The organism is Comamonas sp. JNW (assembly GCF_003105075.1).
In the GTDB taxonomy this organism is placed as follows: Bacteria; Pseudomonadota; Gammaproteobacteria; order Burkholderiales; family Burkholderiaceae_C; genus Comamonas; species Comamonas squillarum.
The window spans coordinates 219,017-234,205 of sequence record NZ_QETI01000006.1; the positions used below are offsets into that span (position 1 = coordinate 219,017).

At 64.4% G+C, this 15,189-nt stretch carries 11 protein-coding genes; 4 read left to right on the forward strand and 7 right to left on the reverse strand.

Annotated features, from left to right (window positions below; all coding sequences use genetic code 11):
• The 3 genes from DCO45_RS11350 to DCO45_RS11360 all read left to right on the forward strand — a co-directional run bounded on the left by DCO45_RS11350 (position 1) and on the right by DCO45_RS11360 (position 3,217).
• Positions 1-912 (forward strand): LysR substrate-binding domain-containing protein, encoded by a 912-nt coding sequence (locus DCO45_RS11350; RefSeq protein ID WP_116925928.1) that lies wholly within the window; start codon positions 1-3, stop codon positions 910-912.
• Between the two features lie 98 nt (positions 913-1,010).
• Complete coding sequence (locus DCO45_RS11355) at positions 1,011-2,198, forward strand: alpha-hydroxy acid oxidase (RefSeq protein WP_116925929.1); 1,188 nt, start codon at positions 1,011-1,013, stop codon at positions 2,196-2,198.
• Positions 2,199-2,284: 86 nt separating this feature from the next.
• Positions 2,285-3,217, forward strand: coding sequence for a tripartite tricarboxylate transporter substrate binding protein (locus DCO45_RS11360; protein WP_243419325.1), 933 nt, complete (start codon positions 2,285-2,287; stop codon positions 3,215-3,217).
• A gap of 13 nt (positions 3,218-3,230) precedes the next feature.
• On the opposite strand, the gene DCO45_RS11365 is transcribed toward DCO45_RS11360, so the two are convergent.
• The 3 genes from DCO45_RS11365 to DCO45_RS11375 all read right to left on the reverse strand — a co-directional run bounded on the left by DCO45_RS11365 (position 3,231) and on the right by DCO45_RS11375 (position 6,989).
• A complete protein-coding gene (locus DCO45_RS11365; RefSeq protein WP_116925930.1) occupies positions 3,231-4,514 on the reverse strand; it encodes an MFS transporter in 1,284 nt (427 codons plus the stop codon).
• A 140-nt stretch (positions 4,515-4,654) separates the two neighbouring features.
• Positions 4,655-5,926, reverse strand: a complete 1,272-nt coding sequence (locus DCO45_RS11370; RefSeq protein ID WP_243419320.1) for a PQQ-dependent sugar dehydrogenase — start codon at positions 5,924-5,926, stop codon at positions 4,655-4,657.
• The gene (locus DCO45_RS11375) at positions 5,907-6,989 is read right to left on the reverse strand and encodes a tartrate dehydrogenase (protein WP_116925931.1); all 1,083 of its coding nucleotides are present in this window, start codon (positions 6,987-6,989) and stop codon (positions 5,907-5,909) included. Before DCO45_RS11375 ends, DCO45_RS11370 begins: the two co-directional genes overlap by 20 nt.
• A 211-nt stretch (positions 6,990-7,200) precedes the next feature.
• Here DCO45_RS11375 and DCO45_RS11380 point away from each other — a divergent pair, with 211 nt between their 5' ends.
• The gene (locus tag DCO45_RS11380) at positions 7,201-8,112 is read left to right on the forward strand and encodes a DMT family transporter (protein ID WP_243419321.1); all 912 of its coding nucleotides are present in this window, start codon (positions 7,201-7,203) and stop codon (positions 8,110-8,112) included.
• Between the two features lie 23 nt (positions 8,113-8,135).
• On the opposite strand, the gene DCO45_RS11385 is transcribed toward DCO45_RS11380, so the two are convergent.
• From DCO45_RS11385 to DCO45_RS11400, 4 genes are all read right to left on the reverse strand, one after another.
• Positions 8,136-9,683 carry a hypothetical protein gene (locus DCO45_RS11385; protein ID WP_133248136.1) on the reverse strand — a complete coding sequence of 516 codons (1,548 nt, stop codon included), beginning with the start codon at positions 9,681-9,683 and terminating at the stop codon, positions 8,136-8,138.
• A 200-nt stretch (positions 9,684-9,883) separates the two neighbouring features.
• On the reverse strand, positions 9,884-10,618 hold the full coding sequence (locus tag DCO45_RS11390; protein ID WP_165841181.1) for an SIMPL domain-containing protein: 735 nt from the start codon (positions 10,616-10,618) through the stop codon (positions 9,884-9,886).
• Positions 10,619-10,871: 253 nt separating this feature from the next.
• Positions 10,872-12,119, reverse strand: coding sequence for a CaiB/BaiF CoA-transferase family protein (locus DCO45_RS11395; protein WP_116925934.1), 1,248 nt, complete (start codon positions 12,117-12,119; stop codon positions 10,872-10,874).
• 268 nt (positions 12,120-12,387) lie between these two features.
• Positions 12,388-14,706: a hypothetical protein gene (locus tag DCO45_RS11400; protein WP_116925935.1), complete on the reverse strand. Its 2,319-nt coding sequence runs from the start codon at positions 14,704-14,706 to the stop codon at positions 12,388-12,390.
• Positions 14,707-15,189: the final 483 nt, after the last annotated feature.

Sequence of the window (15,189 nt, forward strand, 5' to 3'; positions counted from 1 at the left end):
ATGCAAAAACGCGTCATGCCGTCGATGATGGCGCTGCAGTGCTTTGAGGCCGTGGCGCGCCACATGAGCTTTACCTTGGCGGCCCAGGATTTGTGTCTGACCCAGAGCGCGATCAGCAAGCAGATCGCCCAGCTCGAAGCCACCGTCTGCCAGGCGCTGTTCCACCGCTCGGCGCGCGGGCTGGCACTGACGCCGGCCGGCCGCATGTACCTGGGCGAGGTGCGCAGCATCCTGAACCAGGTCGATGCCTCGGCCCGCTATGTGATGGGCTATGGCGAGGCGGACGAAACGCTGGCGATTGCCGTGCAGCCCACCTTTGGCATCACCTGGTTGATTCCGCGCCTGCGGCAATTCATGCAGGCCTACCCGCATATCCAGGTTGTCACCAAGGGCGATGCCCGGCCTTTTGACCTGATGCAGGCGCGCATCGACGTCTCGCTGTTCTATGGCGAAGGCAGCCTGCCGGGTGCGGATTGCCACCGCCTGTTCGAGGCCGATGTGGCAGTCGTTTGTGCGCCAGAGATCCTGCCCGTTAATGGCCTGGCGTCGCTCGCTGAGCTGGAGCAGCTGCCGCTGATCCAGTGCTCCTTTCGGCCCGAGATCTGGCGCGACTGGTTTGGTAGCCAGGGCTTTGTGCCGTTCGATGCCTACCGGGGCCCGCGCTTTGACACTTTCTCGATGTGCCTGCAGGCCGCGCAAGAAGGCATTGGCTTGGCCATCATGCCGCGCATGTTTGCCGAGCAGGCGCTGGCCCGGGGCAGCCTGGTGCAGCCCTGGCCCTTTGTGCAGCCCAGCGATGGCGCCTACTATGTGGCGCACGCCAGCCACTGCGCGGCCTTGCCCAAGATCCGCCATTTTGTCGATTGGGTGCTGGCGCAGGCGCAGGCGCATGCCAGCGCGCCCTCTGCATGAAATTTTGGAATAGCCCGATCATTTAATTTCGTTTGCCCAGCAGCCCGGCCTTGCGAACAATGCGTGGTTTAACAAGAACAACGACGGAGACTGCGCACATGGCCGCGCTGCACCACTACCTCTCGATTGCCGATCTGGAACGCGCTGCCCGCCGGCGCTTGCCTGCCTGCGTGCGCGGCTATGTCTGCGGCGGCACGGAAGACGGCGTATCGCTGCAGCAAAGCCTGCAGGCCTTCTCGCGCCTGGGCTTTGTGCCGCGTGGCCTGCGCCATGTGGCCCGGCGCAGCACGGCCACCACCTTGTGGGGCCAGACCTATTCGCTGCCGATGGGCTTTGCGCCCACCGGCTTTGCTGCCATCGTGATGAAGGACTGCGACGCGGCGCTGGCCAAGGTGGCGCAGGCACAGGCGCTGCCCTTCATCATCAGCGGCGCATCGACCGTGCCCTTGGAGCAACTGCAAAGCGCCCATGGCCAGCGCTGCTGGTACCAAGCCTACCTGCCGGGCAATATGGCGCGCATCCTGCCGCTGCTGCAGCGCCTCGAAAAGGCCCAGATCCCCGTGCTGGTGGTCACCATCGACACCTGCGTGGGCGCCAACCGCGAGAACCTGCAGCGCCTGCGCTTTACCGTGCCGTTTCGCCCCAGCTGGACCTTGTTGCTCGACGGACTGCGCCACCCGCGCTGGAGCTGCGATGTGTTCCTGCGCACGGTCCTCAGCCAGGGCGTGCCCCGGTTCGCCAACCTGGCCCATGAGGCGGGGCCGGCCATCACTGCCGACCCGCCCCATGGCTTTCGGGGCGAGCGCGACCAGCTCGACTGGGACTGCATAGACCAGATACGCGCAGCCTGGAAGGGCAAGCTGGTGCTCAAGGGTGTCATGCACCCGGAGGACGCCAGGCTCGCCGTGGCCCATGGCGCCGATGCGGTCATCGTCTCCACCCATGGCGGGCGCCAGCTCGATGCCTGCATCTCCCCCTTGCAGGCGCTGCCCGAGATTCGGCAGGCCGTGCCTGCCGGCTACCCGGTGTTCATCGACGGCGGCTTTCGCCGGGGCAGCGATGTGCTCAAGGCCATCGCGCTGGGCGCTGACCTGGTCTTCACCGGCCGGCCCCAGCTGTTTGGTGCGGCCGTGGCCGGCGAGGCGGGCATTGCGCACGCGGTGCAGCTGTTCCGCCAGGAGCTGATGACCAACCTGGCGCTGCTGGGTGTCAACCGCCCGCAGGAGCTGACAGCGGACTATTTGCGCATTCAGGGCGATTTTTCGCTGCCCCCCAGTCAGCGTTAAACGCGCTGCACCCATTTGCCATCAAGGAGACAAAAATGATGAAACCAAGCAAGGCCGTACTGGCCCTGGCCGCTGCATGGGCCGTGATGCCTGCAGCACATGCACAAACTGCTGGCTACCCCAGCAAGCCCGTCAAACTGGTCGTGGGCTATGCGCCCGGCGGTGCCACCGATATTGGTGCGCGGCTGATGGCGGACGCGCTGGGCAAGGACCTGGGCCAGTCCTTCATCGTCGAAAACCGCCCAGGCGCCAACAGCAATATCGGTGCCGAATATGTGGTGCGTGCGCCAGCCGATGGCTATACCTTGTTTGTGGGATCCATCTCCACGGCGATTAACCAGGGCCTCTACACCAAGCTGGCCTTTGATGCCGGCAAGGACCTGGTACCGGTGGCCCAGCTCAATGTGGTGCCCAATATTCTGGCCGTGAGCGCCAAGCTGCCGGTCAACTCGGTGGCCGAGTACATCGCCTATGGCAAGCAGCACCCGGACAAGCTGACCTGCGCGTCGCCCGGCAGTGGCTCCTCGGCCCATCTGGGCTGCGAGCTGTTCAAGCTCAAGACGGGGACCAGCATCCTGCATGTGCCCTACCGGGGCAGCGGCCCGGCGGTGTCGGACCTGCTGGGCGGGCAGGTGGATTCGATGATGGACAACCTGCCGCCGCTGCTCGCGCAGATCCGCGCCGGCAAGCTCAAGGGCCTGGCGGTGACGACTGCAGAGCGCGTGGGTTTCGCGTCGGATATCCCGACCGTGGCGGAGTCCGGCGTGCCCGGCTTTGAGGTCGCCGCCTGGTTTGGCGTGTTTGCGCCCGCCGGTACACCGGCCCAGGTGGTGGAGACCGTCAACAAGGCCATCAACCGCGCGCTGAATGCCAACCCCGATGTGCGGGCCAAGTACCAGAGCAATGGCTTTATGCTGCCGCCGGCGCCCAATTCGCCCGCCAGCTTTCAGCGCTTTTTCCACAGCGAGATCAAGCGCTGGGGCGATGTGGCGCAGGCCACCAAGCTGAAGATCGACTGAGGCCGATACAGCCTTAACGCGCGTTGGCTGCCAACCGCGTGGGCAGCAGCAGCGATACGCCAGCGGCCAGCACCAGCAGCATGGCTGCTGCGCCAAAGGCAATCCAGTGGGTGCCAAACTGCTCGTAGGCCCAGCCGCCCAGCCAGCTGCTGATCATCGCGCCAATCTGGTGGCCCAGGTAGGCGCAGCCGTAGAGCATGCCCACCAGCTTGATGCCGTAGAGGTCGCCCAAAATGGCCGAAGACGCGGCAATCGAGCCGGCCCAGACAATGCCGCCCAGGGCGGCCACGGCATAGAGCTGCCAGTGGTGGATGACGGCGACCAGCCCGACAAAGCCCAGGCCCCGCACCAGGTAGATGACGGCCAGGATGTAGCGGCGCGGCACCATATCCGACAGCTTGCCCAGACCCAAGGTGCTGAAGATGGCGACCAGGCCAATGAGGCCAATGCCGCCGGCGCTGCTCCCGGCATCAAAGCCATGGTCCATCAGCATGGGCACGCCATGCGTGCCCAGCAGGTTCATGCTGAAGCCGCAGGCAAACAGGCCCAGAAAGATCTGCCAGAAAGGCGCGGTGGCCACGGCCTGCGCAAAACCCAAGGTGGGCGCGGCGGGCTGGCCGGCCATCGCGCGCAGGCGCTCCTGGCGGGCAGCTTGTTCGGCCGGGGTCAGGTCGGTGTGCTCGGGCGCGTCATCGCGCACCACCCACAGCGCCATGGCGCTGACGATCAGCGCAAACACCAGCGCAAAGCCCAGCAGGGTGTGCTGCCAGCCCCAGCGCGCAATCGTGAAAGTGAAGACCGGCGTCATCACCGCAATACCGGCCATCGAGCCGGTGGACAGAAAGAACAGCGCCATGCCGCGCTGGCGTGTGAACCAGCTGCTGATCATCGGCGTGACTGCCACCGGGCTGGTGAAGGCCAGGCCCAGCGACAGCGCCACGCCATAGGACCAGAAAAACAGCCAGGCCGTGCGGGCGTTGACCGCCCAGATGCAGGACAGCACCACGATGACGGTGCCCAGCAGCAGCACCCGCCGCGTGCCCTGGCGCGCCACCAGCCAGCCTGCCAGCGGCATGCCCAGGCCATAGCACAGCATGCCAAAGGCAACGATGGATGACAGCAGGCTGCGGCTGAACCCCAGGTCCTGCGACAGCGGCACGATAAAGGGCCCGATCCCCATGCGCATGCCCACGGTGAGCAAGGTGAGCACCGTGGACGCGGCGACGATCACCCAGCCGAAATACAGGCCGGACGGTGGGGTGGGGCCTGGAGGCAGGGAGGTATTGAGCGCTGTCATGTCGCGGGGGCCGCGAGGCGCCCGTCAAGGGGCCTGCGCAACAAGGATGTAGTAGGGCCGATGATAGGCCGGGGCGCAACAGAGGCAAGCGGGGCGCGCGGCTGGATGTCGCGCTGGCGGCAGGCGGGCCAGCGCGCGGGTCAGCGCTGTGCGGCGGGGGCGCCTGCCGTATCGGGCAGCAGCATCAACAAAGTGCGGTTGTAGTCTTCCACCACCATCAGCTGGCCGGCATGGTTCAGTGCCAGGCCCGTGGGGCGGCCCAGGGGCCGGGTCTTGCCGTCGGCCGTCCAGTGGCCCAGCCATTCGATGGGCTTGCCGCCGGGTTTGCCGTCTTTCTGGCGCGCAAAGCCCACGACGCGGTGGCCTTGGGGCCCATGCCAGGCGGCCAGCAACTGGCCTTGGAAGGGGCTGGCCTGCGTGGTGGCCAGCAGGTGCAGCGGGGCGGTATGGGCGGGCCAGCGCATATGCGGCGCCTGGGTGGCGGCGCAGCGCGCGCGTTGCTCGTAGCCGCGCGCCGGGCGCTGAGCGCCTATGCAGTAAGGCCAGCCATAGTCGGCGCCTTCCAGCAGCTCGTTGAGCTCTTCGGGCGGCTCGTTCTTGTCGCGGTAGTCGATGTTGTTTTCGGCCTGCCACAGGCTGCCAGCAGCGGGGCCGTCGGGCAGGGTGGCCAGGGCCACGGAATTGCGCAGGCCCAGCGCAAAGGGTGCGAACTGCTGCACCGGCGCTTGTCCTTGCAGCGCAGGGCTGCGCAGAACCGCACGCCATACGGCGCCCCGAAACTGCATCGCCCCGCGCTCGGGGCAGGGATGGGGCAGGGCGCCTTGCGCGTCCTGGCAGCGGTCTGTGAGCGAGCCGATGTTGACGTAAAGGCTGCCATCAGGCCCGAACGTGATTTCCTTGAGCGGGTGGGCGCCGTCGTCGGGCAGCTGGTCCAGCACCTTTTGCGCCTGGATCGGTTGGCCGGCGGCCGGCACCGGCGTGCGCCAGATGCGGCCGGCCTCGCCGATGTAGATCTGGGCATCGGGCCCGCGTACCAGGGCGAGGGGCCGGTCGAGCTTGTCGGCGAGGACCTGGACCTGGGGGCGCTGTGTGGCGGCGGCCGAGGGCGCAGGCAGGCGCAGCTCCAGCAGCCGGCCCTGGCGCGGCATCCAGCTGCCCATGTCGATGATCCACAGGCGCCCGGGGCTGATCTCCAGCACCCGGCGCGGGGCGCGCAGGCCGTCGCGTTCATCAGCCACCAGAGCTACGCAGGTGCCGGCCGGGCTGCCGATGCTGACTCTGTCATAGCCGCCGCAGCGGCCCTGGGGCGTATAGCCCCGGGCATGCGCCAGCGGCGCCCAGGCCAGCAGGGCGCTGGCCAGCGCAGCGAGCGCCGCCTGGGCTGGCAGGCGTTCAGGCCAGCACTTGTGCAATCGCCTTGCCCACGTCCGGGGTCTTGGCCTGGCCGCCCAGGTCGGGCGTGCGCGGGCCGCTCAGAATGGTCTGGCTGATCGCATCGACGATGGCGTCATGCGCGCTGCGCCAGGCGCCCTGGCCGTTGCCCAGGAAGTCGAGCATCAGCGCCACCGACCAGATCATCGCAATGGGGTTGGCAATGTTCTGGCCGTAGATGTCGGGCGCCGAGCCATGCACCGGCTCGAACAGCGAGGGGAAGTTGCGCTCAGGATTCAGGTTGGCAGAGGGCGCGAGGCCGATGGTGCCGGTGGTGGCCGGGCCCAGGTCGCTCAGGATGTCGCCAAACAGGTTGGTGGCAGCGACCACATCGAAGCGGCCGGGCTGCAGCACAAAGCGGGCGGTCAGGATGTCGATGTGCTGCTTGTCCAGCACCACGTCCGGGTAGTTCTGGGCCATGGCTTCGGCACATTTGTCCCACCAGGGCATGCTGATCGCAATGCCGTTGGACTTGGTGGCCAGCGTCACATGCTTTTTGCTGCGGCTTTGGGCCAGGTCAAAGGCGAACTTGAGCAGGCGGTCAGCGCCCTTGCGGGTGAAGACGGCCTCTTGCAGCACCATCTCGCGGTCCGTGCCTTCGAACATGATGCCGCCCAGCGCGGTGTACTCGCCCTCGGTGTTCTCGCGCACCACGTAGTAGTCGATATCGCCGGGCTTGCGGCCAGCCAGCGGGCAGGGCACGCCGTCAAACAGGCGCACCGGGCGCAGGTTGATGTACTGGTCGAACTCGCGGCGGAATTTGAGCAGCGAGCCCCAGAGCGAGACATGGTCGGGCACGGTTGCTGGCCAGCCGACGGCGCCGAACAGGATCGCGTCAAAGCCTTGCAGCTGCGCTTTCCAGTCGTCGGGCATCATCTGGCCGTGGGCGGCAAAGTAGTCGCAATGCGCCCAGTCAAAGTGCTGCATCTCCAGCGGCAGGTCAAAGCGCTTGGCGGCGGCTTCCAGCACGCGGATGCCTTCGGGCATCACTTCCTTGCCAATGCCGTCGCCCGCCAATACCGCGATACGTAGTTTCTTGCTCATGCTGGTCCTGAAATCCTGGTGAATAGGGATGTTGGCCGCCCGGGCGACTGGCCGCGCTCGCAAAGGCCATCGCTGGGCTCTACAATCGCTCGTCCTTGCACCTGGGTGCCGGGGCTGGGGTGTCTGGATGGGCATCCTAGCGCTGTTGGAGCAGCTGCGCAGCATGGTGCGAGACAGCTTGCACCGCCGGCGCCCCATTTTGCCGCCTGCCGTGTCGCCTTTTCCTTTTCCCCCTGAATCCCTGGCCGTCCTGGCCGCCGCCTGCTGGGCGCTGGCCGCGCTGTTCTCTGCCCCCGTAGCACGCAAGATGGGCGCCTTTGCCTTTACCCGCTGGCGCATGGTGTTCGCCACCGTGATGCTGGGCGGCTGGGCCAGCTTGGCGGGCACCTGGGGAAGCCTGAATTTGGCGCTGGTGGGCGTGCTGGTGCTGTCGGGCTTTATCGGTATCTTCATTGGCGACACGGTGCTGTTTGCCTGCATGAACCGGCTGGGCCCGCGCCGCTCGGGCATTTTGTTTGCCACCCATTCGATGATGTCGGCCGTGTTGGCGGCGCTCTTTTTGGGCGAGCGCATGGGCGCGGTGGCCATGCTGGGCTGCGCGCTGGTGCTGAGTGGCGTGATGTGCGCCATTGCCTTTGGCAAGCGCGCCGGTAGCGCATCGAGCCTGGAGGCCACGCGCGGCCGGCTGGCGGTGGGCGTGGGCCTGGGGCTGATCGCAGCCCTGGGCCAGGCGCTGGGCACCTTGGTGGTCAAGCCGGTGATGGGCCCCGATGTGGACCCGGTGGCCGCATCGGCCGTGCGCATGGCGGCCGGCTTTGGCTTTCATGCGCTGCTGCTGCTCGTGGGTTGGAAGCCGGCGCGCCTGACTGCCGTGATGGCGCCGCGCGACTGGCAATTGCTGGCGGGCAGCGCCTTTTTGTCGATGGCCATGGGCATGACCTTGATCCTCGCCGCCCTCAAGTACGGCAGCGCCGGGCTGGTGGGCATGCTGTCCTCTGTCTCGCCCATCCTGCTGCTGCCGCTGTTGTGGTGGAAGACCAAGGTGCCGCCCACCTTGGGGGCCATGGCCGGCGCGCTGCTGACCGTGGCCGGCGTGGTGCTGATCCTGGCGCGGCTGCACTGACCGAAGCGCCCCGCGCGCCTGCGCTAGAAGGACGTACCCAGACCCAACTTCATGCCCCGGCGGTCCATCGTGCGCAGCGCCAGCAAGGAGTTTTTCTGCGTGCTGCTGTCATCGGGCAGCACATCGCTGCGCGCCAGCTCACCGGCCTGCAAGGCCTTGCCCGATCCCGTATCGGCCTGCAGCACAAAGCGGTAGTCCTTGAGGTAGACACTGCCCCGGCCGGAGATCGTGAAGGTCTCCACGCAGCGCACCTGGCCGGTCGAGGGGTTCAGAAAACTGCAGCGCACGCCGCCGCCGGCCGTGGTGGCGGCAGTGCCATCGACCTGGGTCAGCGCCACATGGGCGGTTTCCTTGTTCGTCGTGTCGTGGAAGGTCCAGTGGCCCAGCAGGCTGGCCGGGTCTGGCGCGACGGGCGCAAACTGGAAGCGCTCGATGGCGACGGCTCCTTCACCCGGAAAGCGGATATGGCCGCGTGTGGGCGAGCTGAAATCCAGGAACACCTCGCCGGCCGTGGAGGCCTCAGTGCCACTGAGCGGGCCGCTGCCAAAGTAGCGGCCGCCCTGGTAACTCTTGAGTGGGGCGCTGGCCTGGCCACTGGCAAAGGCGCCGACACCCAGGTGGAAGGTGGCATTGCCATCGGACTGGTAGTTGTAGACCTGCATGACCAGCGTGCCGGTCTGCACATCGATGGCCATGCCGCGCCCGGGCTGGCCATTTTTCTCGCCTGTCACGATCCAGGTGCCGCTGGCGGGGACCGGCGTGGTGTCGCTGAACACCAGCGAGTCATAGCCATCCGGGCTAAGCATGCGCTGGCCCACCAACTGGTAGCTGCTGCCGTCCAACTGCGCCGAGCCGCTCAACTGGTGCAGCACCGTCTGGAACTGCAGCCTGACGGCGGGCGTGGCACTGCCATTGCTGCAGTTAAAGCCTTGCAAGGTGGCGCTGTAGCTGCAGGAGACCTGGATCTGGGTGCCATTGGGCAGCGCCATGGCCATCGCGGGGCCGGTGCTGGTGTCCAGCCCGCTGAGCGCAATGGCCGAATACACCGCCTTGCCGCTGCTGTCTTGCATGGACATGAGCCAGTACGCGGAGGGCAGCGCAGAAGCCGGGGTGTTCTCAAACCGAAAGCGCTGGATCGCTACCGTGGGCTCGCCGGGGAAGCGCAGCTGGGCTTGCGTGGCGCTGGTGAACTCGATGCGCACCTCGCCCGCATCGCCATCCTCCACACCTGACAGCGGCCCGCTGCCGAAATAGCGCCCGCCCCGGTAGCTTTTGAGTGGGGCCGCCACCTGGTTGCCGTCTATGTTGCCGACGGCCAGGTGGAAGGTGGCCGTGCCATTGGCCCGGTAGTTGTAGACCTGCATGACCAGCACGCCATCTTGCACATCGATGGCCATGCCCCGGCCAGGCTTGCCATCTTGCTCGGCGCTGACGATCCAGGTTCCCGGTAGCGGCGTGAAATCGCTGGCGGCCTGCGCCGCTGGGATGGACGCCAAGGCGATCGTGCCGGCCAGCACCGCAGAGCGAAACAGGGGGCTGCGCTGCAGCCAAGGGCGAACCGTAGAGGACATGCTTCACTCCTGCTAGCCGGGATGGCTACGGTGCCCATATTGCTACAAATGTTTACGCCGTGTGGGAGTGGTTGATGGTGGTAAGTGGTTAATCACTTTTTGTGAAGGGATACAAAAAAGCCAGGTAATGCGCGGCATTACCTGGCTCTGCGGCGGGCTAAGCGCTGATGGACGGGCCCACCAAGCTCAGCAAGCGCGGCTTACTTGATCAAACGCACGGCGCCCGACATGCTGACCGACACCGTGGTGTAGCCCGGCTCCAGGCCCACGGGGGCGCTGCTGTCTTCCATCTTGCTCATCATGGCCACGCCCCGGCCCATGCGTGGCATCGGCTGGCTGGTACCACTTTGGTTCAGGTGGATGGTGTCGTACTCGTACTGCGCATAGCCCATGGCATTGGCGGTGACCTTGGCCTTGGCGTTGAAGTTCTTGACAGCTTCGGCGATCAGCTGGTCCTGCGCCTTGTTGCGAGCGGCATCGGACAGGCGAAAGCCCGAGCCGGTCAGGCGGGCCTTGTCCATCAACGCGGCCATCGTCTGGCCGAGCACGGCCGTGTCCGTCGACTCCAGCTGCACATTGAACTGGGTGCGCCAGCTGGTGACCTTGCCATCCTTGTTGTAGACGGGGCTGGTGAACAGGTTCTCGGTCGTGACCTGCAGGGTCTGGGACTTCTTGGCGGTGGCCAGCACATCGGCCAGCGCGGTCTTGCCCAGCTGCTGGGCCTGGGCCTGGTCCTTGGATTCCTTCTCGACGCTGAACTGGGCCCAGGCGGTGTCTTCCGGCACGCGGGTGGTCGCTTCGGCATCCAGGTTCAGGCTGGGGCGTTTGTCGATGTTGGAAGCGGCAGGAGCAGGGTTTTGGGCCATGGCAGTGGAAGCTACAAAAGGGGTGGCGGCGATCAAGGCGGCGGTTGCCAGCATGCGCATTTTTTTCATCAGATTCTCCTGGTTCAAAACAGTCGCGAAGGGCATGCCGCCAAAAGAGCGGGGCCCAGGTCACCGGGCTTGGAGTGCCAGGCGGGCTGCAAGTTTCAGCAGCCCCCACATGCCGTATCGGAGACCAAGCTTATCCCCAAGTGCCGCGACAAAGAGCCACAGCGTAGGCGGCGGCAGGCCGGAGCCTTGTAGGACGGGCTGCCGCAATCGCCCTGGTTCATCGATATTCACATTTGGCTTGCCGCACCTGCGTCTAACCGGCAATCGCCTGGCTGTCCCGCAACGCGGCAATGCTGTCATCGCCATAGCCCAGGCTGCGCAGCAGCTCCTGCGTGTGCTGGCCCAGCTGCGGCGGGTCCATGCGCACGCCCAGGCGCTCACCGGCCATGCGCAGCGGCAGCAAGGTGGTGGGGGCCATCTGCCCCGCGCGTTCGCCATCGCTCAGGCGAACGGGGGCGAGGCCGCCGCTGGCCAGCAGGTGTGGGTCGTCCAGCAGCTCTTCGGGCTTGCTGATCGGGGCATAGGGCAGGCCGTTGGCCTCAAAGACCTGGCCAATGTGCGCGGCGCTCATCGTGGCAAAGCGCTGGCGCAGCTCAGGCAGCAACTGGGGGCGCAGGCGCACCCGGTCGTTGTTGCTGGTGTAGCTGGGGTTGGCCAACAGATCGCCCCAGCCAAACGCGCTGCACATGGTGGCCCACTGCGCATCACTGACTGCAGCCAGAAAGATCTGGGCGCCATCCTGCACGGTGAACACGTCATACACCGACCAGGCCGAGATGCGGTTGGGCATGGGCTCGGCCGCCTCACCGGTCACGGCGAACTGCATCATGTGCTGGCCCACCAGGAACACATTGTTTTCGAACAGCGCTGAGTCGATCTCCTGGCCACGTCCCGTTTGCGCCAGCTGCATCAGCGCGGCCATCGCGCCGATGGCCCCGAACATGCCGCCCATGATGTCGTTGACGCTGGTGCCCGCGCGCAGGGGGTCGCCGGGACGGCCGGTCATATAGGCCAGGCCGCCCATCATCTGCACCACCTCGTCGAGCGCGGTGCGGTGCTCGTAGGGCCCGGGGAGAAAGCCGCTGTGGTTCACATAGATGAGGCGCGGGTTGAGCTGCGACAGCGCGCGGTAATCGAGTCCGTACTTGCGCATCACGCCGGGCTTGAAGTTCTGCACCACGATATCGGCCGTGCTGGCCAGGCGGATTGCCGCCTCCAGCCCCTGGGCCTGGCGCAGGTCGATGGCCACGCTTTTCTTGTTGCGGTTGAACATCGGGAAAAAGCCCGCTCCCGCGCCCAGCAGGTGGCGGGTGCGGTCACCCTCGACCGGCTCCACCTTGATGACCTCGGCTCCCAGATCGGCGAGCACCAGTCCACAGGTCGGGCCCATCACCATGTGGCTGAATTCGACCACGCGAAGGCCCGTCAGCGGCAGGGGAGAGGGGGTGGAGACTGTGTTGACGGGCGTGCTAAGAGGTATGGAAGTGTCGGTATGGTGCATGACTGAGGAAAGCGAAAGCGTCGGCAGGCTGGGGGCTGAGGGCGGCATTGGGCGTATCTCTTCGCAGTCGCAGCAGCAGCTGGAAAGCCCCGTAGATACAGGGGTGTATGCGGTGTGTAACACATCCGCGCTAGGACAGGTGCTGGGGGCTGTCCCGGTTGCGAAGACGCCAGGCAAAAAAAAGCCTTCTGCCGCGTGGCAGAAGGCAGGGGTGTTGGCGAGGCTAAGCGCGGATGTCACCGTGCCATGGATTTCCCGCCAGCAGACCTCAATTGGTTTTGAAGGTGCTGGTGTAGGTGAAGGCCTCACCGGTTTCCTTGATCGTGAAGCTGAACTTCAGATTCACCGTCTTGCCATTGGTATAGGCGCTGCGCAGCGCAAAGGATACTGGCTTGTCCGAAGTGACCACTTGGCCATCAGCCAGACCTTCAAAAGACGCTTTGACGCTGGAGCCCGAAGTGAGGTTGGTCGCTTTGAGGTCGGCAATCGTGTAGTTGGCGCCATTGACTTGGAGCTTGTATTGGGCAATCTTGTAGGTGTTCTCGCAAGCACCGACGCAAGCTACGCTAGCGCTGATCTCTGACGAGCCGGTGTATGGCCAGCTCAGCGCCTGGCCCGATGCGGCGGAGTCATCGTCACGCAACAGGCGAATACCGTCCTTGGGCATGACGGTTACCGTCACTTTGGCTGCGGCACTGTCCTTGCTGCCATCATTGACCACAAGCGTGATCACATAGCTGCCAGCCTTGTCGGCGACAAAGCTGGGGCTGATGGTGTCGGCAGACTTCAGTTGGGCCTCGCTGCCTGCCGGGGCAGCGCTCAGCGTCCACTTGTAGGTCAGGCGTTTACCGGCCGCAGCTTTGCCGCTGCCTTCCAAGGTCACCGTCCCGCCTTCGACTGCGCCGGTCACCGTGCCGATTTGGGCGGTAGGTGCAGCAGCCTCGCCGTTGCCAGGGTTGTTGCCTTCGTCGTCCACAGGGTAGAGGGGGCCGCCTTGTACCAGATTGCCTTGGGCGTCGGTGATGCGGATAGCGGTCAATTCGGGCGAGCTGTCGGGGAGGGAGCCACCGTCGCCCAAAATAGCGCGGGCAGCACCATAAAAACCCGCACCCAGGCGAATGCGCTGCTGGTCAGCAGTGACCGTCTTGGGTTCGCAGACAAAGCGCAGATCCAGCCAGTAAGACACGGTGCAGGTGTATCCGGCATCCTTGTCTTCGACTACGCCGCTGGCGGTTTTCTTCAGGTTGAGAATGCGATGCTTGACAGCGCCGGCATGCGGCACCAGCGCCCAAGTGCCGACGAGGCTGTCGATGCGGTCTTGGTCAATACCGAAGTAAAAACGCTTGAAATTGACAGGATCTTCCTTGGGGAATTGAATCAGGCCGGTCGCTGTGGTATTGAAGGTGATCTGCTCCGGTCCGACATACACATCTTCAACACCGTCTTGTGCAGGGCCTCCCAAGTAGCGACCGCCCTTGTACTTCATCACGGGGATGGCAGGCAAGGAGGGATTGACCGCGCTGGGGCTGTGGGTGGCCATGCCGATGTGGAAAGTGGCATTGCCCTTTTCGTCGTAGTTGTAGATGGGCATGAACAGCAGGTGCTTGCTGCCCACCGGCTTTTGCAGATCCAGCGAAATACCACGGCCCGCCTTGCCGGTGACTTCATTGCTGATGATCCAGGTTCCCGCTTCAGGCAGCGAATTGCGGCGGAAGTAGGCGCGCGTGACGACCTTGCTCTCTTCGATGGCGTACGCCGTTTGTTCCACCCGGGCGCCCATCACCTTGGTGTCGCTGCCATCCAGGGTCAAGGTGCCTTGCAGGTCGTCAATGCTGCGCTGCATGACCAGGCTGATGGGCTTGCGTACAGAACTGCCTGAGCTGGTGTCCACTTGCTCGCCGACGCAGCTGAATTCCATGTTGGAGCCCAGGTACTCGCATTCCATGAAGCCATGCTTGTTGGGCGTGGCCAAGTCCAGCGTATGCACCGTGAACTTGCTGCTGGATTTGTAGGGCCAGCCGGCAGCCATGTTCGGAACCATGGCCATCTGCGTGCCAATCGCGGTATCGGCAAAGAAGGTCGATGTGGGTTTGCCATCAGCATCCATCGCCACCATGGCCCAACGCTCGACAAAGGCTGGGTCGGACCATTGGTCTTCCGGCGTGCTTTCGTAGTTGAAGCGGTGCATCAACTTGGGCTCTTCGCCAGGGAGCTGGATCGTGGCGGTAGTACGGCTGGTGAATTCGATCTTCACATTGCCGGCATTTTCAGCTTCCACTCCATCACGGCGGCCGCTGCCAAAGTAAGGTCCATCCTTGTACTTTTTGAGGGGTGCGTCCACCTTGTTGTCAATCACTGCGCCTGTAGCCATATGGAAGGTGGCGCTGCCGTCCTTGTTGTAGTTGTACAGCTGCATCAGAAAGACGCCATCCTGGACATCAATGCCCATGCCGCGGCCAGGCTTGCCGCCCAATTCGTCGGCAATGATCCAGTTTCCGTTCTGTGGCGCAATGGTGTTGGCAGCCCAACCTGCGGAGACGGCGCAAGATATCAGCGCAGCTGTGATGCTTTTGGAGATCAGTCGCATGGGTGTATTCATAGGAAGTGAAACAAGGCAGTCGGCACCGACCGCATAGCTGTGTGTCATGGAAGCCTACAGCCAACCGAGCATTGTAAAAGCATGGCGGCAAAGCCAAGGATTTTGCAGGGAATCGTTACCAATTTCTGTATTTGAAGGTCAGTGCACACAGGGCCAGACGCTTGCTGGCTGGTTCGATGTCAGTTTCCTCGGGCCCTGCATCCATCCTGTGGGACCGAACGCCGCTTGCTAAAGGCTCTCACAGGCCAGGCGCCATGCGCATACACCGCAATCTTGCTGGTGTATTGAGTTGTGAAATAAAATGATACATAAATAACCTATTGAAATTTATTGATTTCAGTCAAGGTTGGGCCCAGGCCAAATTTCAGTCTTTGTTAACCAAAGTGAATACATGGAATCAAAGGCTTTATTTTGATAATTGATTAAGTTAATATATTTTTTTGAATTTCAACTGATGGACACAGGCCCTGA

Bases quoted from the DNA above. Each gene is read 5' to 3' on its own strand.
- DCO45_RS11355 (WP_116925929.1), top strand. From the start codon at position 1,011: ATGGCCGCGCTGCACCACTACCTCTCGATTGCCGATCTGGAACGCGCT.
- DCO45_RS11350 (WP_116925928.1), top strand. From the start codon at position 1: ATGCAAAAACGCGTCATGCCGTCGATGATGGCGCTGCAGTGCTTTGAG.
- DCO45_RS11365 (WP_116925930.1), bottom strand. From the start codon at position 4,514: ATGACAGCGCTCAATACCTCCCTGCCTCCAGGCCCCACCCCACCGTCC.
- DCO45_RS11360 (WP_243419325.1), top strand. From the start codon at position 2,285: ATGCCTGCAGCACATGCACAAACTGCTGGCTACCCCAGCAAGCCCGTC.
- DCO45_RS11400 (WP_116925935.1), bottom strand. From the start codon at position 14,706: ATGCGACTGATCTCCAAAAGCATCACAGCTGCGCTGATATCTTGCGCC.
- DCO45_RS11375 (WP_116925931.1), bottom strand. From the start codon at position 6,989: ATGAGCAAGAAACTACGTATCGCGGTATTGGCGGGCGACGGCATTGGC.
- DCO45_RS11390 (WP_165841181.1), bottom strand. From the start codon at position 10,618: ATGAAAAAAATGCGCATGCTGGCAACCGCCGCCTTGATCGCCGCCACC.
- DCO45_RS11395 (WP_116925934.1), bottom strand. From the start codon at position 12,119: ATGCACCATACCGACACTTCCATACCTCTTAGCACGCCCGTCAACACA.
- DCO45_RS11385 (WP_133248136.1), bottom strand. From the start codon at position 9,683: ATGTCCTCTACGGTTCGCCCTTGGCTGCAGCGCAGCCCCCTGTTTCGC.